This window comes from Rhodomicrobium sp. R_RK_3, assembly GCF_002198715.1.
In the GTDB taxonomy this organism is placed as follows: domain Bacteria; phylum Pseudomonadota; class Alphaproteobacteria; order Rhizobiales; family Rhodomicrobiaceae; genus R-RK-3.
In genome coordinates, this window is the sequence record NZ_MWLK01000014.1 from 1 (window position 1) to 22,642 (window position 22,642).

General features: G+C 65.8%; 18 protein-coding genes and 1 pseudogene. 12 read left to right on the forward strand and 7 right to left on the reverse strand.

The window, feature by feature from the left end; genetic code table 11:
• Window positions 1-219: 219 nt before the first annotated feature.
• Window positions 220-2,358, forward strand: a complete 2,139-nt coding sequence (gene pbpC / locus BLEFHOIH_RS06600) for a penicillin-binding protein 1C (protein WP_088343738.1) — start codon at window positions 220-222, stop codon at window positions 2,356-2,358.
• A 56-nt stretch (window positions 2,359-2,414) separates the two neighbouring features.
• Here the strand turns inward: pbpC and BLEFHOIH_RS06605 are convergent, their stop codons facing one another.
• Window positions 2,415-3,185, reverse strand: coding sequence for a hypothetical protein (locus tag BLEFHOIH_RS06605; RefSeq protein ID WP_088343739.1), 771 nt, complete (start codon window positions 3,183-3,185; stop codon window positions 2,415-2,417).
• Window positions 3,186-3,447: 262 nt separating this feature from the next.
• Here BLEFHOIH_RS06605 and BLEFHOIH_RS06610 point away from each other — a divergent pair, with 262 nt between their 5' ends.
• The 4 genes from BLEFHOIH_RS06610 (at window position 3,448) to BLEFHOIH_RS06625 (ending at window position 8,204) form a co-directional block, all read left to right on the forward strand.
• Window positions 3,448-6,381, forward strand: a complete 2,934-nt coding sequence (locus BLEFHOIH_RS06610) for a bifunctional [glutamine synthetase] adenylyltransferase/[glutamine synthetase]-adenylyl-L-tyrosine phosphorylase (RefSeq protein ID WP_088343740.1) — start codon at window positions 3,448-3,450, stop codon at window positions 6,379-6,381.
• Between the two features lie 140 nt (window positions 6,382-6,521).
• The gene (locus tag BLEFHOIH_RS06615; protein WP_245296893.1) at window positions 6,522-7,136 is read left to right on the forward strand and encodes a sigma-70 family RNA polymerase sigma factor; all 615 of its coding nucleotides are present in this window, start codon (window positions 6,522-6,524) and stop codon (window positions 7,134-7,136) included.
• Window positions 7,137-7,155: 19 nt separating this feature from the next.
• On the forward strand, window positions 7,156-7,689 hold the full coding sequence (locus tag BLEFHOIH_RS06620) for a hypothetical protein (protein ID WP_088343742.1): 534 nt from the start codon (window positions 7,156-7,158) through the stop codon (window positions 7,687-7,689).
• A complete protein-coding gene (locus BLEFHOIH_RS06625; protein WP_088343743.1) occupies window positions 7,686-8,204 on the forward strand; it encodes a periplasmic heavy metal sensor in 519 nt (172 codons plus the stop codon). Before BLEFHOIH_RS06620 ends, BLEFHOIH_RS06625 begins: the two co-directional genes overlap by 4 nt.
• A gap of 118 nt (window positions 8,205-8,322) precedes the next feature.
• Here BLEFHOIH_RS06625 and BLEFHOIH_RS06630 read toward each other — a convergent pair whose 3' ends face one another.
• On the reverse strand, window positions 8,323-8,823 hold the full coding sequence (locus tag BLEFHOIH_RS06630) for a GNAT family N-acetyltransferase (protein ID WP_088343778.1): 501 nt from the start codon (window positions 8,821-8,823) through the stop codon (window positions 8,323-8,325).
• 201 nt (window positions 8,824-9,024) lie between these two features.
• Between BLEFHOIH_RS06630 and msrP the strand changes: the two genes are divergently transcribed.
• Both msrP and msrQ read left to right on the forward strand, forming a co-directional pair.
• Complete coding sequence (gene msrP, locus BLEFHOIH_RS06635) at window positions 9,025-9,969, forward strand: protein-methionine-sulfoxide reductase catalytic subunit MsrP (protein ID WP_088343744.1); 945 nt, start codon at window positions 9,025-9,027, stop codon at window positions 9,967-9,969.
• A 1-nt stretch (window position 9,970) separates the two neighbouring features.
• Complete coding sequence (gene msrQ, locus BLEFHOIH_RS06640) at window positions 9,971-10,645, forward strand: protein-methionine-sulfoxide reductase heme-binding subunit MsrQ (protein ID WP_088343745.1); 675 nt, start codon at window positions 9,971-9,973, stop codon at window positions 10,643-10,645.
• A 91-nt stretch (window positions 10,646-10,736) separates the two neighbouring features.
• Here msrQ and parE read toward each other — a convergent pair.
• The 4 genes and pseudogenes from parE to BLEFHOIH_RS06660 form a co-directional block, all read right to left on the reverse strand.
• Window positions 10,737-12,653 (reverse strand): annotated as a pseudogene (gene parE / locus BLEFHOIH_RS06645) (DNA topoisomerase IV subunit B); the annotation flags it as partial.
• Window positions 12,654-12,896: 243 nt separating this feature from the next.
• Window positions 12,897-13,895, reverse strand: coding sequence for a TIGR03808 family TAT-translocated repetitive protein (locus BLEFHOIH_RS06650; RefSeq protein ID WP_088343747.1), 999 nt, complete (start codon window positions 13,893-13,895; stop codon window positions 12,897-12,899).
• Between the two features lie 179 nt (window positions 13,896-14,074).
• A complete protein-coding gene (locus BLEFHOIH_RS06655; protein ID WP_170937035.1) occupies window positions 14,075-14,845 on the reverse strand; it encodes an ATP-binding cassette domain-containing protein in 771 nt (256 codons plus the stop codon).
• 437 nt (window positions 14,846-15,282) lie between these two features.
• A complete protein-coding gene (locus BLEFHOIH_RS06660) occupies window positions 15,283-16,068 on the reverse strand; it encodes a DUF4394 domain-containing protein (RefSeq protein WP_088343779.1) in 786 nt (261 codons plus the stop codon).
• Window positions 16,069-16,246: 178 nt separating this feature from the next.
• Between BLEFHOIH_RS06660 and BLEFHOIH_RS06665 the strand changes: the two genes are divergently transcribed.
• Entirely contained in the window at window positions 16,247-16,780 is a 534-nt protein-coding gene (locus BLEFHOIH_RS06665; RefSeq protein ID WP_245296894.1) for a sigma-70 family RNA polymerase sigma factor, read from the forward strand.
• Window positions 16,777-17,484: an anti-sigma factor gene (locus BLEFHOIH_RS06670; RefSeq protein WP_088343750.1), complete on the forward strand. Its 708-nt coding sequence runs from the start codon at window positions 16,777-16,779 to the stop codon at window positions 17,482-17,484. Before BLEFHOIH_RS06665 ends, BLEFHOIH_RS06670 begins: the two co-directional genes overlap by 4 nt.
• Window positions 17,485-17,619: 135 nt before the next feature.
• On the opposite strand, the gene BLEFHOIH_RS06675 is transcribed toward BLEFHOIH_RS06670, so the two are convergent.
• The gene (locus BLEFHOIH_RS06675; RefSeq protein WP_088343751.1) at window positions 17,620-18,732 is read right to left on the reverse strand and encodes an NADH:flavin oxidoreductase/NADH oxidase; all 1,113 of its coding nucleotides are present in this window, start codon (window positions 18,730-18,732) and stop codon (window positions 17,620-17,622) included.
• 462 nt (window positions 18,733-19,194) lie between these two features.
• Here BLEFHOIH_RS06675 and BLEFHOIH_RS06680 point away from each other — a divergent pair, with 462 nt between their 5' ends.
• The 3 genes from BLEFHOIH_RS06680 (at window position 19,195) to BLEFHOIH_RS06690 (ending at window position 22,454) form a co-directional block, all read left to right on the forward strand.
• A complete protein-coding gene (locus BLEFHOIH_RS06680; protein ID WP_125461613.1) occupies window positions 19,195-19,929 on the forward strand; it encodes a hypothetical protein in 735 nt (244 codons plus the stop codon).
• A gap of 91 nt (window positions 19,930-20,020) precedes the next feature.
• Window positions 20,021-21,103 carry a hypothetical protein gene (locus BLEFHOIH_RS06685; protein ID WP_125461614.1) on the forward strand — a complete coding sequence of 361 codons (1,083 nt, stop codon included), beginning with the start codon at window positions 20,021-20,023 and terminating at the stop codon, window positions 21,101-21,103.
• A 328-nt stretch (window positions 21,104-21,431) separates the two neighbouring features.
• Window positions 21,432-22,454, forward strand: a complete 1,023-nt coding sequence (locus BLEFHOIH_RS06690) for an amino acid ABC transporter substrate-binding protein (RefSeq protein ID WP_088343754.1) — start codon at window positions 21,432-21,434, stop codon at window positions 22,452-22,454.
• Window positions 22,455-22,642 lie beyond the last annotated feature (188 nt).

Sequence of the window (22,642 nt, forward strand, 5' to 3'; positions counted from 1 at the left end):
TTGCTGCGGCAAGTGGAGAGGCGAGTGGGCCCCGGCTCTAACGGCCGGGGCGAAGGAATCGAAGTTTTGCAAAGGTCTTCCCTGGGAGAGGGAGTCCGGCGGCGGAATGGGAGAGGCGGGGGACGAGATCTCGGCCGAAGCAGGTTGCTAAGGCCTGCGGTGATTTGATTTTGTGATTGCTGGATCCCGCGCGCGGGATTTCGAAAGGCGTAGCAAACCATGCCACATCCGCGCGACGCGCTCGCCTGGGTGAAACGCTTGCGAGGCTGGCGGCCGCCGCGCAAAGCGGTCCGCCGCGCCGGAGCCGTGCTCGCCGTGGCGCTCGTCCTCTGCGCCGCGACCGTCGCCGGCTACCACGCGGCGCTGGCTTGGCTCGGACCCCCGCCGCTCGCCGCCGCCGAGGTCAGCTCAAAGCTCGTGCTCGACCGCAATGGCCGCCTGCTCCGCCCTTTCACCACGCCCAAGGGCCTGTGGCGGCTGCCCGTCGCCGTCGACGAGGTCGATCCGCGCTATTTCGCCCTCCTCCTCGCCTATGAGGACCGCCGCTTCTACGAGCATGGCGGCGTCGACGCCGAAGCGCTCGCCCGGGCCGTCTGGCAATTTCTGCGCCATGGCCGCCCCGTCTCCGGCGCCTCGACGCTGACCATGCAGACTGCCCGCCTGCTCGACGACCGCCCGACCCGCTCCTATCTCGCCAAGGTCGGGCAGGTGTTTCGCGCCTGGCAGCTCGAAGGCATGATGTCGAAGCGGCAGGTGCTGGAGCTCTACATGCGGCTCGCGCCCTTCGGCGGCAATATCGAGGGCGTGCGCGCTGCCTCGCTCGCCTATTTCGGCAAGGAGCCGCGCCGCCTGACCATCGCCGAGGCGGCGCTCCTCGTCGCGCTGCCGCAATCGCCCGAGCAGCGCCGCCCAGACCGCGTCAACACTTCCGCCCGCGCCGCGCGCGACCGCGTCATCGAGCGCGCCGCCGATGCGGGCGTCATCAGCCGCGCCGAGGCCGATTTCGCCAAGCAGCAGAGCGTGCGCGCCGAGCGCTACAATTTCCCCGCCCTCGCCGCGCATCTGTCCGAGCGCATCGCCAGCGCCTCGGACGAGGACGTCGTCCGGCTGACCATCGACGCGCATCTGCAGGAGGGCGCCGAGGCCGTCACCGCGCGGCACGTCGCGGGCGCGGGGCCGAGGCTGTCGGCGGCGGCCATGGTGATCGACCACCGCACCGGCGAAGTGCTCGCCCATGTCGGCTCCGCCAGCTATTTCGACCTCGACCGCAACGGCCCCATCGACATGACCCAGGCCGTGCGCTCGCCCGGCTCGGCGCTCAAGCCGTTCATCTACGGGCTCGGCTTCGAGGCCGGCAACTCCCATCCCGAAACCATCATCCAGGACCGCCCCGCCCGCTTCGGCCGCTACGCGCCGGAGAATTTCGACCAGAGCTTTCACGGCGCGGTCACGGTGCGGCAGGCGCTGCAACTCTCGCTGAACATCCCCGCCGTGAAGATGTTGAACGCCATCGGTCCGGCGCGGCTCTCCGCCCGCATCCGGCAGGCCGGTTTCAGCATCGACGTGCCGCGCAATCTGAGTGTGGCGCTTGGCGGCGTCGGGCTGAAGCTGGAGGATCTGGCCGGGCTCTACACCGCGCTCGCACGCGGCGGCGAACCCTTAGCGCTGTCCTACCGGATGAGCGGCGAGCCGATGCGCCACGCCGCCGCGCAGGCTCTGCTCAATCCGGAAGCGGCATGGTATGTCGGCGACATCCTGCTCGGCTCGCCGCCGCCCGCCCATGCCAAGGCCGGCGGCATCGCCTTCAAGACCGGCACCTCCTACGGCTATCGCGACGCCTGGGCCGCCGGTTTCGACGGCCGCTACGTCGTCGCCGTCTGGCTCGGCCGCCCCGACGGCACGCCGACTCCCGGCCTGACCGGGCTGACCAGGGCCGCGCCGCTGCTGTTCGACATCTTCGCCCAGATCGGCCCGGAGCGCGCGCCGCTCGCCCCGCCGCCGCACGGCGTCATCCTGTCGGCGACGACGGGCCTGCCGCCGCCCTTGCTGAATTTCCGCGAGGCGGACGGCGAGTCGATCACCCAGGCCGCGACCGCCGACCCGCCGGTCCATATCGCCTTCCCGCCCGACCGGGCCGAGCTGGAATTGGCGCGGTCCGGCGATGGCGAGAAGCAGCCGATCGCCTTCAAGGCCGAAGGCGGCATGCTGCCGCTCACCTGGCTCGTCAACGGCGCGCCCATCGAGACACCGCCGCACCGCCGCGAGACCTTCTGGACACCGTCTGGGGAGGGCTTTGTGCAGCTTTCCGTGATCGACGCAGAGGGCCGCGTCGACCGGGTGACGGTGCGGCTGCGCTAGATCTTACATTTGAGCGAAGCGAGCGGGGCCGATGCCGCTCATCTCTCCGGGGCGCTTTACCGCCCGAGCGCGGCGTCCGCCTCCACCACCGGATCGTTGAAGGTCCAACGGGGGATCATGCGCATGCGGTCGAGACCGGCGAAGACAGCGGCAAAGCCGCCGTCCGGCGAAAGCTCGCGGAGCGCGGCGTCGAACGCCTCGCCGAACCCGGTGAAGCCCTCGGCATCGACTTCGCACAGATGAATCTGGTTCCAGTCGATCCTCAACGCCGGGTCACGGTAGAGCACCGCCGCCGTCTCCATCGTCCGGAACGTCCCAATCTCGTTCGCCTCGACGAGCCTCGCGGCGGCCGGGCCGATATATTTCCGCATGATGTCCCGGTATTCGCCGAGATAGGGCGGCCGCACCTCGATATATTCCAGCGATGCCAGCCGTTCGGGACGATCGGCCGATCCCTGCCAATTGCGCGGCAGTACGAAGGCCGAGGGGGTGGTCAGCAGAATCTCCGCGCGCAGCAATTGCGCCTCCGCCGGTTGCGGCTCGACCACGAGCTGGTGAATGGCGTCGGCGGGAATTATGTCGCGAAAATAGCTCAGTTCGAGATGGCTCCACACGGCCGCATCCGAAGCGTTCCGAAAGACGGAGCGGTGCCGGTAGAGCGCCTGCCCGAGGCAGGTCTGTCCAAAACGCGCCCAATGAACGGCGCTGTCCTGGAGTGCGGCTTCCGTTCCGGGGGCCCGCGCCTGGATCGTCCGGGCAAGTACGACGAGACGGTCGTCGGGCTCGATCCGAACCAGACGCGGATCGTAAACGGCATGATTGCTCATTGCGCGCCTCTCTTTGGAGCCTCTCCCCAGAGGATTGAGCGGCCGCGCATCTTGCGATTGCAAGAAGTTGTTCAAGCCATCATCGGACGCGACCGATGCGGACCCCAGCCGCTCGCCGGCAGCATAGCCGCCTGGGCTTCGATACGAGACGGATTTGACGGACGTGGAGCGGCGCGCTCGGGCCTCGCGCAGCGCCGCAATTTGCCTTCGCCGCCGCCCTCGGTTATCCCTATGAGGGTGGGGGACCAAGGAGACGCCGCTCGTGACGCTCGCCCAACGCCTGCGATCCGCCCCCATCCTGCACGACGCCGCTATGGCGGAACGAGCGCTGCGCGAGCTGCGGCTGCGGGCCGTCCATGCGGATGCGGCGGCGGAACTGGCGGCGCTGCTCGATGCGCCGTCGCCCGCGCTCGATCTCGTCACCGGCATTTTCGGCAGCTCGCCCTACCTCTCGCGGCTGATTCTCGCCAAGCCGGACGAGCTTTGGCGCATCCTGCAATCCGAGCCGGAGGATTACCTGCGCCAAAGCGCCGAAACCCTTGCCGTCGAAATGGCAACGGTGGTCCGCCACGACGAGGCGATGAAGCCGTTGCGCGAGGCCAAGCGCCGGCTGGCGCTCGCCACGGCGCTGGCCGATCTCGGCGGCGTCTGGGACGTCAGCCGGATCACGGCGGCGCTCACCGATGGCGCCGACGAGCTGCTGCGCGCGGCGATCCGCTTCCTGCTGAACGAGGCGGCGCGGCGGGGCAAATTCATCCGCGCCGATCCGGACGCGCCGGAGACAGGCAGCGGCTATATCGTCATCGGCATGGGCAAATACGGCGCCTGCGAGCTGAACTATTCCAGCGACATCGACATCATCGTCTTCTACGAGCCCGAGATCGCGCCGCTCGCGCCCGGCGTCGAACCGAGCCCGTTTTTCGTCCGGCTAACCCGCGACCTCGTCAAGCTGATGACCGAGCGCACGCCGGACGGCTATGTCTTCCGCACCGACCTGCGGCTGCGGCCCGATCCCGGCGCGACGCATGTCGCCCTCTCGGTCAATGCCGCGCTGCATTATTACGAGACGGTCGGCCAGAATTGGGAGCGGGCGGCCTATATCAAGGCGCGGGCCGTCGCGGGCGACATGGCGGCGGGCCACGGTTTCCTGCGCCAGCTCAGCCCTTATGTCTGGCGCAAATATCTCGACTACGCCGCCATCGCCGACATCCATGCCATGAAGCGGCAGATCCAGGCGCATAAGGGCCACGCCCAGATCGCCGTCGAGGGGCATAATCTGAAGCTGGGGCGGGGCGGCATCCGCGAGATCGAGTTTTTCGTGCAGACGCAGCAGCTTATCGCCGGCGGCCGGCATGTCGAGCTGCGCGTGCGCGGCACGCTCGAAGCGCTGGATCTGCTCGCCCAGCATCATTGGATCACGCGGCAGACGGCGGACGAGCTGGCGACGGCCTACAAATTCCTGCGCGGCATCGAGCACCGGCTGCAAATGGTCGAGGACGAGCAGACCCATTCGCTGCCGTCCAACCCGGACAAGTTCGAGCAGATCGCGCATCTCTCTGCCTATCCCAGCGGCGAGGCGCTGGCGAAAGCGGTGCGCAAGCAGCTCGAAACCGTGCAGACCCATTATGCGGCGCTGTTCGAGCACGTGCCGGCCTTGTCGCGCACCGGCGCGCCGGGCAATCTCGTCTTCACCGGCGACAGCGACGATCCGGCGACGGTCGAGACGCTGAGCGACATGGGCTTTGCCAGCCCGGCGACGGTCACCAACACCGTGCGTGGCTGGCATTTCGGCCGCTACCCGGCCGTGCGCACCGCCCGGGCCCGCGAAACCCTGACCGAATTCCAGCCGAAACTGCTCGAAGCGCTCGCCCGCACGGCGCAGCCGGATCTGGCGCTCGCCAATTTCGACCGCTTCCTGGCCGAACTGCCGGCCGGCGTGCAGCTTTTCGCCATGCTGCGCAACAATCCCGCCCTGCTCGAAGTGCTCGCGGACATCATGGGCACCGCGCCGCGCCTCTCCCGCCAGATCAGCCGGCGCCCGCGCCTCGTCGACGCCGTGCTCGATCCCGGTTTCCTCGGCGAATTGCCGGGCCCCGGCGAGCTCGCCGCCATCGTGCGCCGCCATCTGGAGGCGAGCGTGTCCTATGAGGACTGTCTCGACCGCGCCCGCACCATCGGCCAGGAGCAGGCATTCCTGATCGGCGTCCGCATCATTTCCGGCGATGTCGGGCCGGAGCAGGCGGGGCAGGCTTATGCGGCGCTGGCCGATCAGCTCATCATCGGCCTGCACGCGCAGGTCCAGACGCAGATCGAGCGCCAGCATGGTCGGGTGCGCGGGGGGGAGATGGCGGTGATCGGCATGGGCAAGCTCGGCGGGCGCGAGATGACCGCGACCTCCGATCTCGATCTCATCATGATCTACCGCTACGAGCAGGGCCAGGATTTCTCCGACGGCGCCAAGCCGGTCGCCACCACGCAATATTACGCCCGCGTCACCCAGCGGCTGATCAGCGCGCTTTCCGCCCCGACCGCCGAGGGCGGCCTTTACGCCGTCGACATGCGGCTGCGTCCGTCCGGCAAATCGGGGCCCGTCGCCACCAGCCTGCCGTCCTTCGTCGCCTATCAGCAGGGCGACGCCTGGACCTGGGAGCATATGGCGCTCACCCGCGCCCGCGTGATTTCGGGCCCTCCGGCCTTGCGCGAGGCCATCGAGTCGACCATTCGCGGCGTCCTTTGCCGCCCCCGCGACCGTGCCCGCATTGCCGCCGATGTGCGCGACATGCGCGCCCGCATCGAGCAGGAGAAGGGTTCCAAAGATGTTTGGGACACCAAATATGCGGTCGGCGGCCTGATCGATGTCGAGTTCATCGCGCAATTCCTGCAATTGGTGAACGCGCATGAGCACCCGGACATCCTCGACCAAAGCACGGCCGGAGCGCTGGAAAAGCTGCGGGCGGCCGGCCTGCTCGCGGCCGCCGACGCCGAGCTTTTGCTGCCGGCGGCAAAGCTCTATCATGGCCTTACCCAGATCATCAGGCTGTGCCAGGATGGCCGTTTCGATCCGGCAAAGGCCCCGCCAGGGCTCAAGGCGATGTTGAGCCGGGCGGCGGATGTGCCGGATTTCTCAAGGATCGAGCCATTGCTGAAGGAGACGCACGCGGCCGTGGCCCGCTGTTTCGAACGCCTGATTAAATAAGTGGCGAAATCGCGACGGAGCGGCGCGCGGCCATGCGTATAGGGGACATGGCGGGCACTCAACAGACTTCTCTGCCGCAGGTGGAAGATTGCCGGAGTGACCGGTCGTGGATGTTATGTCAGCGGCGGAAAGGCGCGCTAGTGCCGGGGCCTAATGTGCTTCCCAAGGAGCCGGTTGCCGGTTCCCTGAGCGCGCCCGACGAGGACGCCGCGCTGGCCGCGCGCGTGGCCAAAGGCGATCGCGACGCCTATGCCGCGCTGGTGCGGCGCCATTTGCCGCGCGTGCTGGCGGTGACGCGGCGGATGCTCGGCAACGAGGCGCTGGCGGAAGAAGCGGCGCAGGAAGCGCTGCTGCGGCTGTGGACGCACGCGGCGAGCTACGACCCCGCCAAGGCGCGCCTGACCACCTGGTTGACCAGGATCACGGCGAACCTGTCGCTCGACCGGCTAAGAAAGCGGGACGAGGAAGCGTGGCCGGAAAATTTCGACGTGGCCCTGCCGGCTCGGCAAGAGCAGGACTACATGCAGGGTCAGGTCGCGGAGAAAGTCAATGCGGCGCTGCAGACCTTGCCGGAGCGCCAGAGATTGGCATTGATTCTCTGCCATTATGAGGAATTGAGCATGGCCGAGGCGGCCGCCGTCATGGAGACCACCGCCGAGGCCGTCGAATCGCTGCTGAGCCGGGCCAGACGCAGCCTGCGCCGGCAGCTCGAACCGGAATGGCGGATGCTGCTTACCGAGGACGACGCCATCTGATGGATCGTGGACCCCAGGAATGAATGCGAAATATAGCCGGGAAGATTTGCTGAAGGAGCTGGAGAAGGCGCTGGACGTCGCCGGCCCCAACCCGACGCGCTGGTCAAAAGGATGTTGCGCGCGGCTGTCGGCCTTCATCGAGAGCGACAGCGAGGCGGCAAGGCTCTATGCCGAGCACAAGGCGCTCGACAAGGTGCTGTGCTCCGCCTCCGGCGGCTCGCCCCGGCGCGATTTCGAGCGCTGCATCCTGGAGGCCGCCTTCAGCCGGCCGCAGGAACGCGATGCTTCCCCCAAGATCGATTTGAGGCTGGTCGGCGGTGGCGCGGATGGCCGCATCGCACGGCTGCCCTTCCTGCCCAAGCGCGCGCTCTGGGGCGAGGCGGCCCTGCTCGCGGCGTCGCTGGTGCTCGGCGTCTATATCGGCATGTCCGGCGAGGCGGTGCAGACCTTGCGCGGCATCGACATTTTCGCCTCCAATGACCAGGAGGCCGGCATGGCCTTTTACGGGTCGCTGTTCGAACCCAGCGGACTGCACGAGCAGGAACAGCTATGAGCAGCGCCGCCGCCGCCCCCGGGCCTGAGATCGTGCGCCGCACGCCGCGCTGGATCTGGATTCTGCTGATCGTTTCGCTGTCCGCCAATGTGCTGGTGATCGGCGTCGTCTGCGGCAGCATGTGGGCGGTGCGCAAGGGCGGCTTGTGGGATATGCCCGTCGCGCTCGAGCGCAGCCAGCGCTTCATGGACGGCCTGCCCGCCGAACGGCGTGGCGAGATCAAGGGCATCTTTTTCGACTATAAGGCGAGGCTCGTCCCCTATTGGCGCGAGGTCCGGCAGGCCCGGCTCGCCATCGGCCGGCTGATCGAGGGCGGCAGCTATACCGGCGAGGAGCTGGATGTTGCCCTGAACCAGCTTTTCCAGAAGGAAATGGCCGCGCGCGAGGCCGCCAAGCCGATGGTCGCCGCCATGCTCGCCCAGCTCAACCCGCGCGAGCGCGTGCATTTCCTCAGCGTGTTCATGCCCTATCTGGACGAAGTGCAAGGTCAGCCCGCCGCGACGCTTTCGCAATAGGGCGCGGCAGGGATTGCCAGAAATCCGTCAGCGTCTCCCCCTCGCCGCAACCTAGCCCTCTCCCACGGGGGAGGGGACTCGCCTGCGGATTGGGCTTAGGGGCGTCAGTTGTTACCGTCTAACCGGCCCGCGCGAGCCGCCTCTCGAAATACCGGACCGTTTTCTTTCCGCCATGGATCGCCGCGCGGCCGACCTCCGCGAACCCCAGCGCCGCGTGGAAGGCGTCGGAGGCCGGGTTGGGCGGATCGATGTTGACCTCGCAGACGACGCGCTCGTGGCCGAGCCGGGAGGCTTCGGCGAACAGGTCCTCGTAAAGCCTGCGGCCGTAGCCACGTCCGCGCGCGGCGCCCGCCGTGATGACCCGGTCGATATAGACGAAGCGCGGGAAGCGCTCGCGGAACCACAGGAAATTCGGGCTCCGGTAATCCGCATTCTGGTCAAAGGCGATCAGGAAAGCGTCGCCGCCGCCGCCGATGCCGCGCGCATAGAAGGCCTCTCCGATGAGCCGCCGCAATTCGGGCAGGCCGAGCGGCGAGGTTTCGAGCTCATGGGCGACATTCAGCGCCAGCACGGCCGCAAGATGCGCCTCCGCTATCGGCTCGATTGATCCGTCAGGCATGCGCGGCGTCTCCATGTTTCGTCCCCCGGAGGGTTAACGAACCTGCCGGAGGAAGGCAAATCCGCCTCGCCTTCGGGCACGGAACACGCAGTTTCAAAACTGGGTGAAGCCCGGCACTCTCCCGCGAAGATTTCCCCGCGCTGATGTATTCTGCACTCAAGCGGTCCTAACAATACGAATTCGCGGAAAGGTTTTACTCGAATGCCCATCTTCAAGCCCGGCCGGATCGCATCCTCCGAGATCACCCCGCGGGCGGTCTATCTGCGGCGCCGGGAGTTGTTGGCCGGAGCCGCCGCCCTGGGCCTCGTCGGCGCAATGACCCGGACCGCGCGGGCCGCCCCGCTGACCACCGTGAAAAGCCCGTTTTCCACGGACGAGACGCGGACCTCGCTGCAGGACATCACCGACTACAATAATTTCTACGAGTTCGGCACCAGCAAAACCGATCCATCGCGCTACGCCAAGTCGCTGACCACCTCCCCCTGGACGGTCAAAATCGACGGGCTCGTCGCCAAGCCGGCCGATTACACGCTGGAAGACATCCTGAAGCCCGTAACGCTGGAGGAGCGCGTCTACCGCATGCGCTGCGTCGAGGGCTGGTCGATGGTCATCCCCTGGAACGGTTTTCCGCTCGCCGAGCTGCTGAAACGCGCCGAACCGCTCGGCAGCGCGAAATACGTCGCCTTCGAAACGCTGGTCCGCCCGGCCGAAATGCCCGGCCAGCGCGCCTTCCTGCCGGTGCTGAACTGGCCCTATGTCGAGGGCCTCCGGCTCGACGAGGCGATGCACCCGCTGACCATCCTGGCGACCGGCCTCTACGGCGAAACGCTGCCGAACCAGAACGGCGCGCCCTTGCGGCTGGTGGTGCCGTGGAAATATGGCTTTAAGGGCATCAAGTCGATCGTGCGCATCAGCCTGGTCGAGAAGGAGCCGCCGACCTCCTGGAACCTGCAGGCGCCGAGCGAATACGGCTTCTATTCCAACGTCAATCCGGAGGTCGACCATCCGCGCTGGAGCCAGGCGAGCGAACGGCGCATCGGCGATGGCGGCATCTTCGCCAAGAAGCGCCCGACCTTGAAGTTCAACGGCTATGCGGATCAGGTTGCGGGCCTCTATGCCGGCATGGACCTGAAGGCGTATTTCTGAGATGAGCGAGGCCAGCACCTCTCCCGCGCCGCAGCGCGCCTTTGCGTGGCAGAGCGTCATCCGGCCGGCAATCTATTGGGGCGGGCTGGCGCCGGGCGCCTGGGCCTTCTATCTCGGCTTCAGCGACCAGCTCGGCGCCGATCCGATCAAGTCGCTGGAACATATCCTCGGGCTGTGGGCGCTGCGCTTCCTGATCGCCGCGCTGGCGGTGACGCCGCTGCGGCGCCTCGGCGGCCCGAACCTCCTGCGCTACCGCCGCGCCCTCGGGCTGGTGGCCTTCTTCTACGCGGCATTGCATCTGCTGGTCTATGTCTGGCTCGATCAGGGCCTCGACCTCGCCGCCATCGGCAAGGACATCCTCAAGCGTCCGTACATTACCATCGGGATGCTGGCTTTCCTGATCCTGCTGCCGCTCGCGGTGACGTCGAACAACGCCATGATCAAGCGTCTCGGCGGCGCGGCATGGCAGCAATTGCACCGCTGGGTCTATGTCGCAGCGGCGCTGGGCGCGCTGCATTTCCTGATGGTGGTGAAGTCCTGGCCGCCGCAGCCACTGATCTATGCGGGCATCGTCGCCGCGCTGCTGCTGTTCCGGCTGACAGGGATCGGGAAGAAGGCGAGGGCGCGGGCGCGCGCCTCAATGCCTACCCTCGCCCCTGACGGCGCGAAGCGCTGAGCCGGCGCCTACTCGCCTCGCCGCTTCGCAGGAGAACGTTGAGGCGCTGATGGGCCCCGGCTCGCCCTTGCGGGCGTCCGGGACGACATCCTCAAATATCCAGATCATGCGCGAATTCCGCGCGCTCCTGGATAAAGCGGAAGCGGCCTTCCGGCTTGTTCCCCATAAGCTGCTCGACGATGTCCGCCGTCACGCCGCCCTCGTCGGCGATGCCGACCTTCAGCAGCGTGCGCTTCTTCGGGTGCATCGTCGTCTCCTTGAGCTGCGCCGGCATCATCTCGCCGAGGCCTTTGAAGCGCGACACCTCGACCTTGCCGCGGCCGCTGAAGGTCGTGCGCATCAGCTCGTCCTTATGCGCGTCGTTGCGGGCATAGGCGGTCTTGCTGCCCTGGCTGAGCTTGTAGAGCGGCGGCACGGCCAGATAGAGATGGCCGCCCTCGATCAGCTCGCGCATCTGGGTGTAGAAGAAGGTGATCAGCAGCGAGGCGATATGCGCGCCGTCGACATCGGCGTCGGTCATGATGACGACGCGCTCATAACGCAAATCGCTCTCGCGGTAGCTCTTGCCGGTGCCGCAGCCGAGCGCCAGCACCAGATCCGAAATCAACTGGTTCTGCGCCAGCTTCAGCGATGAGGCGTTGGCGACGTTGAGGATCTTGCCGCGCAAGGGCAGGATCGCTTGGGTCGAGCGATCGCGCGCCTGCTTGGCCGATCCACCTGCCGAATCGCCCTCGACGATGAAGATCTCGGTTCCGTCGGCGGCGTCCTTGGCGCAGTCGGCCAGCTTGCCGGGAAGCCGCAGCTTGCGCGTCGCCGTCTTGCGGTTGACCTCCTTCTCGCGCTTGCGGCGCAGGCGCTCCTCGGCGCGGTCGACCACCCAATCAAGGAGGCGCGTGGCCTGGGTCGGGCTGGCCGTCAGCCAATGGTCGAAGGCATCGCGCAGGGCGCCTTCGACGATGCGGGTCGCGTCCTGCGAAGACAGCTTGTCCTTGGTCTGGCCCTGGAATTCGGGGTCGCGGATGAAGACGGAGAGCATCACGCCCGCCGAGGTCAGCACGTCTTCCGCCGTGATGTTGCCGGCCTTCTTGTTGTTGGTCAGCTCGCCATAGCCCTTCAGGCCGCGCGTCAGCGCCGCCCGTAAGCCGGCCTCATGCGTGCCGCCTTCGGGCGTCGGGACGGTATTGCAATAGGAGCTGAGAAAGCCGTCATCATCGGCCAGCCACGCGACCGCCCATTCGACCGAGCCGTGGCCGCCCTCGCGGTCGATCCTGCCGGCGAAGACATTGCTGGTGACGGTCTCCGCGCCTTCGATGCGCGACGACAGAAAATCCTTCAGCCCGCCCGGAAAATGGAAGACGGCCTTCTCCGGCGTCTCGTCGCCGCTGCGCAGCAATTCGGGCGCGCAGGACCAGCGGATCTCGACGCCGCCGAACAGATAGGCTTTCGCGCGCGCCATGCGGAACAGCCGGTTCGGCTTGAAGGCGACGCCTTCCTGGAAAATCTGCGCGTCGGGGCGGAAACGGATCTTGGTGCCGCGCCGGTTCTTGGTGACGCCGAGATCTTCCAGCTTCCCCTGCGAATGGCCGCGCGAAAACGTCTGGCGGTAGAGCCGCTGCCCGCGCGCAACCTCGACCTCCAGCAATTCCGACAGCGCGTTCACCACCGAGATGCCGACGCCGTGCAGGCCGCCCGAGGTCGAATAGACGTTGGAATTGAATTTGCCGCCCGAATGCAGCGTCGTCATGATGACTTCGAGGGCGGATTTGTTCTTGTATTTGGGATGCGGATCGACCGGGATGCCGCGCCCATTGTCGGTCACCGTGATGAAGCCATCGGCCTCCAGCGAGACATCGATCCAGGAGGCATGGCCGGCCACCGCCTCGTCCATCGAATTGTCGATGACTTCGGCGAACAGATGATGCAGCGCCTTCTCGTCGGTGCCGCCAATATACATGCCCGGACGCCGCCGCACCGGCTCCAGCCCTTCCAGCACCTCGATATTGGCGGCGGTATAGGCGTTTTCCGCCGCCGCCTGCCGCTGGGACGTGCCGGTGTCGGGCAGTTGCTTGGCGAGCAGGTCTCTGGGTGATGCCATGTGGGGTCCTCGTCAGCCTCGGCGGATCGTGAACGCAAGAATTACACTGAGTCGCAAGCCGCTAAGGTGCTCACCTCGGGGCCGCTTGGCAAGGTGTGTCGCGTCGCATAGGGACGCGGAGCCGCCGCGCTGTGCCATTCCGGCACGCGGCGGAGCTTAGCGCACAACGTTTCCGGCCACCGTCAGATTGAGGTAAGCCTCGGCGCTTTCTCGCGCCAGGTCGGGGCCGACGAGCTTTGATCCGCTGAAGGCGCGGATGGCGGCGTCCGCCGGTTTCGAGATCAGGTTGATCGAGGCGAGGATGGTCTCGCCGCCCGCCACGACGCCGATGGCGATGGTGCAATCGCCGATGGTGTTGCCGGTCGCGGAGATCACGCCGCTGTCATAGCCGCCGCCGAGCCGCAGGCCGAACGCGCTCGATCCGGCGACGACATTGCCGCTGACGGCGCCGCTGCCCTTGAGGCTGATGCCGGTCGCGCATTTCACGATGTGATTGCCGGTGACGATGGCGCCGCCCTGCTCGCTCTCGGAGGTGGCGAGGTCGATGCCGGACGCGTCGCCGCCGCGAACGGTGCATTGGCTGACGCTGATGCTGCGGGCCTTGCTGACGAGGATCGCCGGGCCGTTCGCCTCGCGCATGTTCACCGCGCGGATGGCGCCGCCGATGCCGTCGGCCGCGATGCCGCCACCGCCGCAGCGCTCGAGCAGGCAATGGCTGATATCGGCGTCGCCGCCCTTGATGACGATAAGCGCGATGTCGCGGCGCGGCGCGAGCGGGTCGGCGGCGCCGTCGAACATCAGGCCGGACAGGGTGAGCGCCTGATTGCCCGATGCGTCGAGGATGGGCTGGCCGCCCTTGCCGACGAACTGCGTCCGCCCAGGCACGCCGGCGATGGCGCAGCGGGCGGGCAGTTTCAGCGCGCCGGTCAGATATTTGCCGCCGGGCATGTGCACGAACTCGCCCGCCGCCGAAATCTGGTCGATGGCTTTTTGCAGCGCGGCGGTCTGGTCGGCGGTGCTGTCGGGCCTGACGCCGAATTCGGTGACGCTGCGGGCGGACGCGACGGGCGCGGCCTGGGCCTCGCCGGCATGGATCAGCGCGCCGCTGGCGATGGCGCTTCCACCCATCAGAAAATGACGCCTGTCCCAACTCATTGCTCAAGCCCCTGATTCCAGTGCGTTCGGCTGTTTAGCCGATTTACCGGCGGCGGGCTATGTGGGTTTGCGAGGCGATTGCGCTGAAGCCAGCGACATAAGCGAGACAGCGGAACCGGACCTTCAATCCGCTTCCGTTGTCTTGCATTCGTAGGGAGAGGTGTCAGCAGCGGCGTGCCTCAGCCTGCGGCGAGCGCGGCGGAGGATTGCACCAGCCGGGAGGGCATGTCGTCGGCGGTGATCTCGCCGGCGCGGAGCGTGACCACGCGGTCGCAGATCGCCGCCAGCATGATCGGCATGTGCCGCATGGCCATCAGGATCGAGACGCCGTCATCGCGGACACCGCCCATCACCGCCGCGAGCATGGCGCATTCGGGCGGCGTCAGGCCGCAGGTCGGATCGTCCAGCAGCAGCAATTGCGGCTCGCCGGCCAGCGCGGCGGCGATGGCGAGCAAGCGGCGCTGCAGCGGGCAGAGCGCGGCGACCGGCCGGTCCGCCAGCGCTTCGAGGCCGACACGCGCAAGCACGTCGAGGCCGGCCTCGCGGTCGGGCTTGCCGCCACGGCGGGGGAAGAGCGCGATCTGGCGTTCCGGCGCACCCAGCAGCACGGTCTGCAGCGCGGTCAAATCCTCAAAACCCTGGCCGGCTTCGTGGCAGCGCGCGATGCCGCGGCTGGCGCGCAGCTCGGGAGCCAAGTCGGCTAAATCCCGGCCCGCGAACATAATCCGCCCGGAGCCGGGCTTAATTCGCCCCTCAACGAGATCGAGCGCCGTGGTCTTGCCCGACCGGCTGGGCCCGACCAGGCCGACGATTTCATGATAGCCGATCTTCAATGAGACATTGCGCAGAGCGCGGCCGTTATGAAAACTTTTCGAGACCGCTTCGATCTGCAGCAAAGGAAACCTCTCGGTCGAGACCTCTGCTTTCTCGGCCGCCCAAACATATGACATCAACATTCCCCAGATACAGAGTTTCGTTCATATGGCTGCGAGTAATAATTCTTAACGTCGCTGCATACAATGCGTATTAAACTATAGTGATGGGGAAAATTACCTCTTAAGAACATCAACTTAGCCGAGATAAACCCTTTTCGTATTTAGCAAAAATCTAGCGCCTATTGTAGAACTGCTTATGCAACGGTCGCCCGCCAGGCATGTTCCGCGCATCCGGTATTTAAGATGCTCTGCGCGTCGCGTCGGCGGCGATGCGCCAAATCGATGGCCGCATCTAAGTAATGGACCCTAATCCGAAACCGAAGCAATAGGTAGTCAAACTCAGTCTGTAATCGATACTATAGGTAATCTCACTTAGGAGAGTGCCCAGATACGCACAAAAAACCGCCGGCGGCTCGAAGATTCCAGCGCACCGGCGGCATTATGTTACCGAGTTACATCGCGGGCAGCACGGTGATGTCGCGCAAATTGCCCTTGGCGCCGTCGATCTTCCCCGCGGCGCTCGCCATGCCGGTCGTCAGATCGACCGAATAAAGCGAATTGTCGGCCACCAGCCAAGCCGTATTCTTACCATCTGCCGTCGTCGCAATGTCGAAGGCATAAGACTTGGCCCCGGCGATGCCGAGCTTGCCGATCGCCTTCAGCGTGCCGTCATTGGGGACGACCTGCTGGATCAGCGCGACGATGGTCGCGTCGATGTCGTACATCGCGGTTTTCTCGGGCTTGCCGAAGGCATTGCTATAGGCGGCTGCGACGATATTGGGCTTCTCGCCGGCGTGCATATCCTCCTTAAGGAAGATCAGCGAGCCGTCGGTCGTGACCTTGCCGGTCTCGACATCGGCGCGAAGATTGGTGCCGTCCGTGCCCATGAAGCGCAGCTTGTCGGCCGCCGGGTTGAAATCGACGATGGCGCCCACGCCGGCGGGAATGGTCTTTTCCAGCTTCACGCCCTTGGTTGCCGCCCCCGTCGCCGCATCGATGGTGACCACCGTGCCGTCGGCGGCGACGCCGTAAAGCTGCTTGTCCTTCGGCCGCACGTCGATGCCGTATAGTTTATCCACGCCCGAGACTTCGACGGTTTTCGTCACCGTTGCCTTGGCGGTGTCGATCAGCACGAGTGTCCTGTCGCCGACGAGGCCGACTGCGGTCTCGGCCGAAGTGGTTGCCGCGAATGCGAGGGAGGACAGGCCGCAGGCGAGGGCAAATTTCAAGACTTTCATCATCAAACTCCATTTCGGGTGAGCGAATCGTGGCTTGGCCACGCATCCGTTACCCGGCCTCAGGTGTTTCGGATGCAGACCTCAGATTTTTTTGGTCCCGATGCTGTATTCAGCCCCATCCGTCGTGTATGAGCCTTCTGAAGAAGACGGCCGACAGTGCCGCCAGGGGATGCTAGCCATGCTCGACCATGCCGGATTGCTCAAAGCCTGCGCGGGCGGCGATCGCACGGCGCTGAAAAATCTTTACGACGCGGAAGCCGGCCGCATGATCGCCGTTGCCCAGCGCATCGTCCGGCGGCGCGAACTCGCCGAGGAGGTGGTGCAGGATGCCTTCGTGCAGATCTGGCGCAAGGCGGACAGTTTTTCCGCCGAGAAGGGCTCGGCGCGCGGCTGGATGTACACCATCGTCCGCAACCGGGCGCTCAATCTCATCCGCGATGGCGCGCGCGAGGACCTGATCGACGCCGAAACGCTCGACCGCGCCCGGGACGAGAGCGCCGATATCGGCGACGCCTTCGAAAGGCTGTCGGCGAATAGCGCCCTGCGGCGCTGTCTCGAGGCGCTGGACGTAGAAAAACGTCAAAGCCTCCTTTTATCTTATGTGTCAGGCTACTCGCATGGCGAGATCGCGGCGCTGCTGCGCGTGCCGGTCGGGACGGCGAAATCCTGGGTCCGGCGCGGGCTGCTGGCATTGAGGGACTGCATGGCATGACCACGGAGCGCGACGAATTGGACGCCCAGGCCGGCGAATATGTGCTCGGCCTGATGAGCGACGATGAGCGCCGGCAGTTCGAGTCCATGCTCGAAACCGATGGCGAGGCCCGCCGCGCCGTGCGCGAGACGCAGCAGCGCTTTGCCGATTTGGATGCCGCCGTGCCCGCCGCCGCCGTCCCGCCGCAGCTTTGGGCGCGCATCGAGGACGAGATCGGCAAAGCGGGCAATGTGGTGCCGTTCCCGCGCGGGCTGACGCGGATCAGGCCGCGATCGGGCTTGAAATTCTGGCACGGCTTCGCGGCCGCCGCCGCTTTGGCGCTGGTCACGGCCGGCGCGTTCTTAGCCACGGTGTCGCCGGCTCAGCCGCAGCTCATCGTGGTGCTGATGGACGCGCAGGCGCAGCCGGGCGCCATCGTCGAGGCCTTCGCCGGCCAGCGCGTCCGCGTGGTGCCGCTGTCGCGCTTCGAGGTGCCGGCGGGCAAGAGCATCCAGGTCTGGACCTTGCCGAATCCGGCGACGGGGCCTGTCTCGCTCGGCCTGCTGGACGGCGCCTCGGCGACCAATCTCACCGGCCCGGTGCTCCCCGAGCCGCGCCTGGAACAGCTTTACGAGCTGACACTGGAGCAGGCCGGCGGCTCACCAACGGGAAAGCCGACCGGCCCGGTGCTGGCGAAGGGTTTTGCGCGCGCGCCGCAGATCTAAAGCGAAATCACGTAAGATAGAAGCGGCCAGGACGGCGCTTCTTGGCCTCCGCAAGTCGCCGCAGCCCAGTCCTCCCCCGTTGGAGAGGGAACCCGGCTGCGGATTGGCTTCCGGCGTCATTGTCCATCTAAACTGTCAGCGCGACCCGAAGGCGGTGTTGCCGAACAGCGTCTTTTGTTCATGCGGCGCGGCCCGCCAATATTGCGGCGGCGCATCGACTGAGCCGCCGAGCTGCGCGGCGGCGTGCCAGGCCCAGCGCGGGTCGTAGAGCATGCCGCGGGCGAGAGCGACCAGATCGGCCTTGCCGCTGGCGATGATGTCCTCGGCCTGCTGCGCATCGGTGATGAGGCCGACGGCCATGGTGGTGACGCCGGTCGCCTCCTTCACCGCCTCGGCGAAGGGCACCTGATAGCCGGGCGAGAGCGGAATCTTCTGCTGGGGCGAGACACCGCCGGAGGAACAATCCACCCAATCCGTGCCGCGCGCCTTCAGCGCCGCCGCATAGGCGATAGTCTGCTCGACATCCCAGCCGCCCTCGACCCAGTCCGAGGCCGACACCTTGACGCCGACCGGCTTTTCCGCCGGGAAGGCGGCGCGCACGGCGTCGAAGACCTCCAGCGGGAAGCGCATCCGATTCTCGAGCGTTCCGCCGTACTCATCCGTGCGCTGGTTTGCGATGGGCGAGAGGAATTCGTGCAGCAGATAGCCGTGTGCGGAGTGGATCTCGATGGCGTCGATGCCGAGCCGTGCCGCGCGTTTCGCCGTGGCCACGAAGGCGTCCCGCACCCGGGCGAGACCGGCGGCGTCGAGCGCGGCCGGCGGGGCCTCGCCGTCCTTTTGCGGCACGGCGGACGGTGCATAGGGCACCCAGCCGCCTTCGGCCGGCGGAATGAGCTGGCCGCCCTCCCAGGGCACCTGGCTCGAAGCCTTCCGCCCGGCATGGGCGATCTGCATGGCGACGGCGATCTTGGAATATTGGCGGATCGCGGCCATCACCGGCACCAGCGCGGCTTCGGTCGCGTCATCCCACAGGCCGAGATCGCCGGGGGTGATGCGGCCGTCCGGCTCGACGGCGGTCGCCTCGATGATGAGCATACCGGCTCCGGACAAGGCCAGCGTGCCGAGATGGATCATATGCCAGGGGGTAGCCGCGCCATTCTCTGCGGAATATTGGCACATCGGCGAGATGACGATGCGGTTGCGAAGCGTCACGTCGCGCAGGGTCAAAGGGGAAAAGAGGGCACTCATGGGAACTCCCGTAGGGGAACAAGGACACGATCATATAGGGGATTTGCCGGATAGGCGAATGACGGCACCTGACGGAGAAATAGGGCGGCGCCCCGGAAGCGCAAGCGGATGGAACGGGTTGGGGGAAGCCTCCTCATGAGGACCTTGGCAATACATTCAAGCAATTGCATGTGCAGTGCGCAGCATCGGCGAGCCGATGCCAAGCATGATTATGATAAAAATACTGCATGCAGTTTTTGGCCATGCAAAAATGCGATCCGCCATTTTCTGTCCCAATAATGCTGTGTATATTGCATTGCGCTCTACCTGCCGTCAGGGGCATCGGGATCAGAAATGCGTCGCAAGATCAATCGAATATCCCCGAGTGCGTCTCCATCGAGACATCGAGAGCTGCTGAAGACGATCATGTTGTCGTCGGCTTTACTGAGTCCGACGGTTGACTTAGGCCCCATCGGCGGCATGGTGAGCGCCGAGCCGGCGCCGGCGGCCGAGCGCGTCAGGATCAGGGTGCCCGCCGGGCTGAAGGTCGAGAGCGGGCTCGAAGCGCGGCTGGCCATCGATATCACGCCGAAGGAAGCCATTCCAAGGCAGTCGCTGGTGATGATCCGTGGACTGCCGGCCTCGGTGACGCTGTCCGCCGGGCATGTCTTCGATTCCGGCGTCTGGGCGGTCAGGCCGACCGACCTGCCCACACTCAAGATCGCCACCCGGCCCAGCTCCTTCGCCCGCAGCGAGCTCACCATTTCGCTGGTGACCCTCGACGGCGAAATCCTCGGCAATGCCCAGCTCAGCCTTGCCATCGCCTCGCGGCCGCCAGCCGTGGCCGTGGCTCCGGCCCCGCCGTCCCCACCCGCCGCGACGCCGACCGCCGCGGCCAGCGCGCCGCGTCCGTCGATCCGCATCCACAGCGGCAGCGAGCTCGAGGAAATCCTCGTCCTGATGCAGAAGGGCGACGAGAATATGCGCGACGGCAAGGTCAACGCCGCGCGGCTGTTCTACACTTATGCGGCGGAAAAGGGCTGGGCCGAAGCGGCGCTGGCCGTCGCCGCCACCTATGACGAGATCGAGTTGTCGCGGCTGAAGATTATCGGCGGCGTCGAAGCCAATGCCGATTTGGCCCGGCAATGGTACGAGAGGGCCCAGATCATGGGCGCGAAAGCCGCCGATGAGCGGCTGCAACGGCTTAGCCAACGCTAGAATCGATATTTAAATGATCGTCGAAGGGGACAGAACTATGCTGTACCGCGTTCCGTTTCATTTTCCATCATCGGCATTGATCGTTTCGATCATGCTCCTGCTCATGACGGCGCACTCCGCATCCCCAAGCTCGGCGCAGACCCCCAAGGCGAATGCCATCGACGCCTATCGGAACCAGCTCAACGAGAATGTCGTCTCGGTGCTCGGCGCGGATCTGACCGGCGGCTATATCAAGATCGTCGAGGACATCGCCAAGGCGGTGAATGACGGGCAGAAGCTGCGCGTCCTGCCGATCGTCGGCGAAGGCGGCTCGCAGAATATCCGCGACATCCTCTATCTGAAGGGCGTCGATGCCGGCATCGTCATGTCGAACTCCTTCGACGTCTATAAGAAGGAAGCGCTGTTCGAGGACCTGCCGAACCGCCTCCTCTACATCGCGCGGCTCTATGAGGAAGAGGTCCACATCATCGCGTCGAAGGACATCAACAAGATCGAGGATCTGGCGAATAAGAAGGTCGCCTTTCATGGCGGGGCGATCGTCAGCGGCAAGCTGCTGTTCGACAAGCTCGGCGTGAAGCCGTCGGAAATCAGTCAGGTGAATTTCTTTCAGGGCCTGGAGAAGATCAAGACCGGCGAGCTCTCGGCCATCGTGCGCGCGACGGCCAGCCCGATGGAGCAGTTCGAGGCCTCGTTCGACCCCAATTTCCACAAGCTGATCACAGTGCCCTTCGACACCCGGCTGATCGATTCCTTCCTGCCCTCGAAGCTGACATCGAAGCAATATCCGAAAATCCTCGGGGAGGGCGAATCGATCGACACGCCGGCCATCGGCGTCGTGCTCGCCGCCTATGCCTGGAAGCCCGGCACCGACCGCTACCGGCGGCTCGAGCTGTTCATCAACGCCTTCTTCTCCAACATCGACAAGATCATCAAGAACCCCAAGCGCCATCCGAAATGGGATGACGTGAACCTTGCCGCCACGCTGCCCGGCTGGAAGCGCTTTCCCGCCGCCGAGGCCTGGCTGAAGCGCAACCGCCCGGCCACGACGGCCGACCCCAAGAGCGACTTGCAGCGCAACTTCACCAGCTATCTGGAGAAACGCGGCGTAAGGGACGCCCAGCAGGACGAGCTGTTCCTCGAATTTCAAAAATGGCGTCAGTCTGGAGGGCGTTAGACGGACGAGAACGCGGGGCGGAATAACACCGCCTCGCGGATAACAGTCGTTCCGCGCCGCTTACGCATTTGCACTTAGCGACGGCCTCTTCGCACAGTTGTCGTTGACATTTCGGCAATGTCATATTGCCATGTCGGGGCAATGTCGCGGCCAAATCGCAATGACCGGGCGAGCGCCTGCCGGATTTGTCCGTGCGGGCCGCTCGAATCCGTTTGGCCTCAACATCTTAGATCTGACCGACTGGCAGAATACAGCCGATGAATACGGCTGGGGCACGCAACCATTGTACGAAAATAACTTTGGCCACACGAGTATGGGGAGTCACAAAATGAGATTGCTGCTATTCGCAGCCGCCGCTTTTATCGCGACGGGGGGATTGAGCCGCGAGGCCGGCGCGGGGCCGACCGTCGATGCGATCAAACAGCGGGGCAAGGTGATCTGCGGCGCCAATGGCGCGCGGCCCGGCTTCTCCGGCCTCGACAGCAAGGGCGAATGGCAGGGGCTCGACGTCGACACCTGCCGCGCGGTCGCAGCGGCCGTGCTCGGCGACGCCAACAAGGTGCAACTGGTCAAGACCACCACCGCGACGCGCTTCACCGCCCTGCAAACCTCCGAGATCGACGTCCTCACCGCCAACGCCACCTGGACGCTCAGCCGCGACGCCGAACTCGGCATCGATTTCGTGGCGCCGACCTTCTATGACGGCCAGGGCTTCATGGTGAACAAGAATTCCGGGGTGAAATCCGTCAAGGATCTGAACGGGGCGACGGTCTGCGTGCTGCCCGGCTCGACCTCGGAAAAGATCGCCGCCGACGTCTTCAAGGCCAACAAGCTGGAATACAAGCCTGTCGTCATCGAGGACAAGAACGAGCTGAACACCGCCTTTTTCGGCGGCCGCTGCGACGTGCATGTGCAGGCGACGTCCGGCCTCAGCTCGGCGCGCGCGACGGTCGCCGCGAAGCCCGACGATTACATCATCCTGCCGGGCGTCTACGGCAAGGACCCGATGGGTCCGGTTGTGCGCCAGGGCGATGCGCAATGGCGCGATGTCGTCGCCTGGGCGGTCTATGCCATGATGGCGGCCGAGGAATTCGGCATTACCTCCGCCAATGTCGACGAGAAGAAGAACACCGACGACGCCGAGATCGCGCGCCTGCTCGGCACCAAAGGCGAGCTCGGCAAGGGTCTCGGGCTCGACAATGAATGGGCCTACCGCATCATCAAGCAGGTCGGCAATTACGGCGAGGTGTTCGACCGCAATGTCGGCGCCGGCTCGCCGCTGAAGCTGGAGCGCGGCATCAACGGCCTGTGGACCAATGGCGGCCTGCTCTACGCGCCGCCGTTCAATTGAGGGGATAGGCTGGCGGGCCAGGCGGCTCTGCTGGGCCGGAAGCAAGCCCCCTCACCCACCCGCCTGACGGCGGGAGCCCTCTCCCTCGAGGGGAGATGGCGAAGGAGCCGGAGCCCTCTCGTTTTTGGCCCTCTCCCGCATCGTGAGCCGTCAAGGCGAACGATCAGATTAGGTCCTCGGGAGAGGGC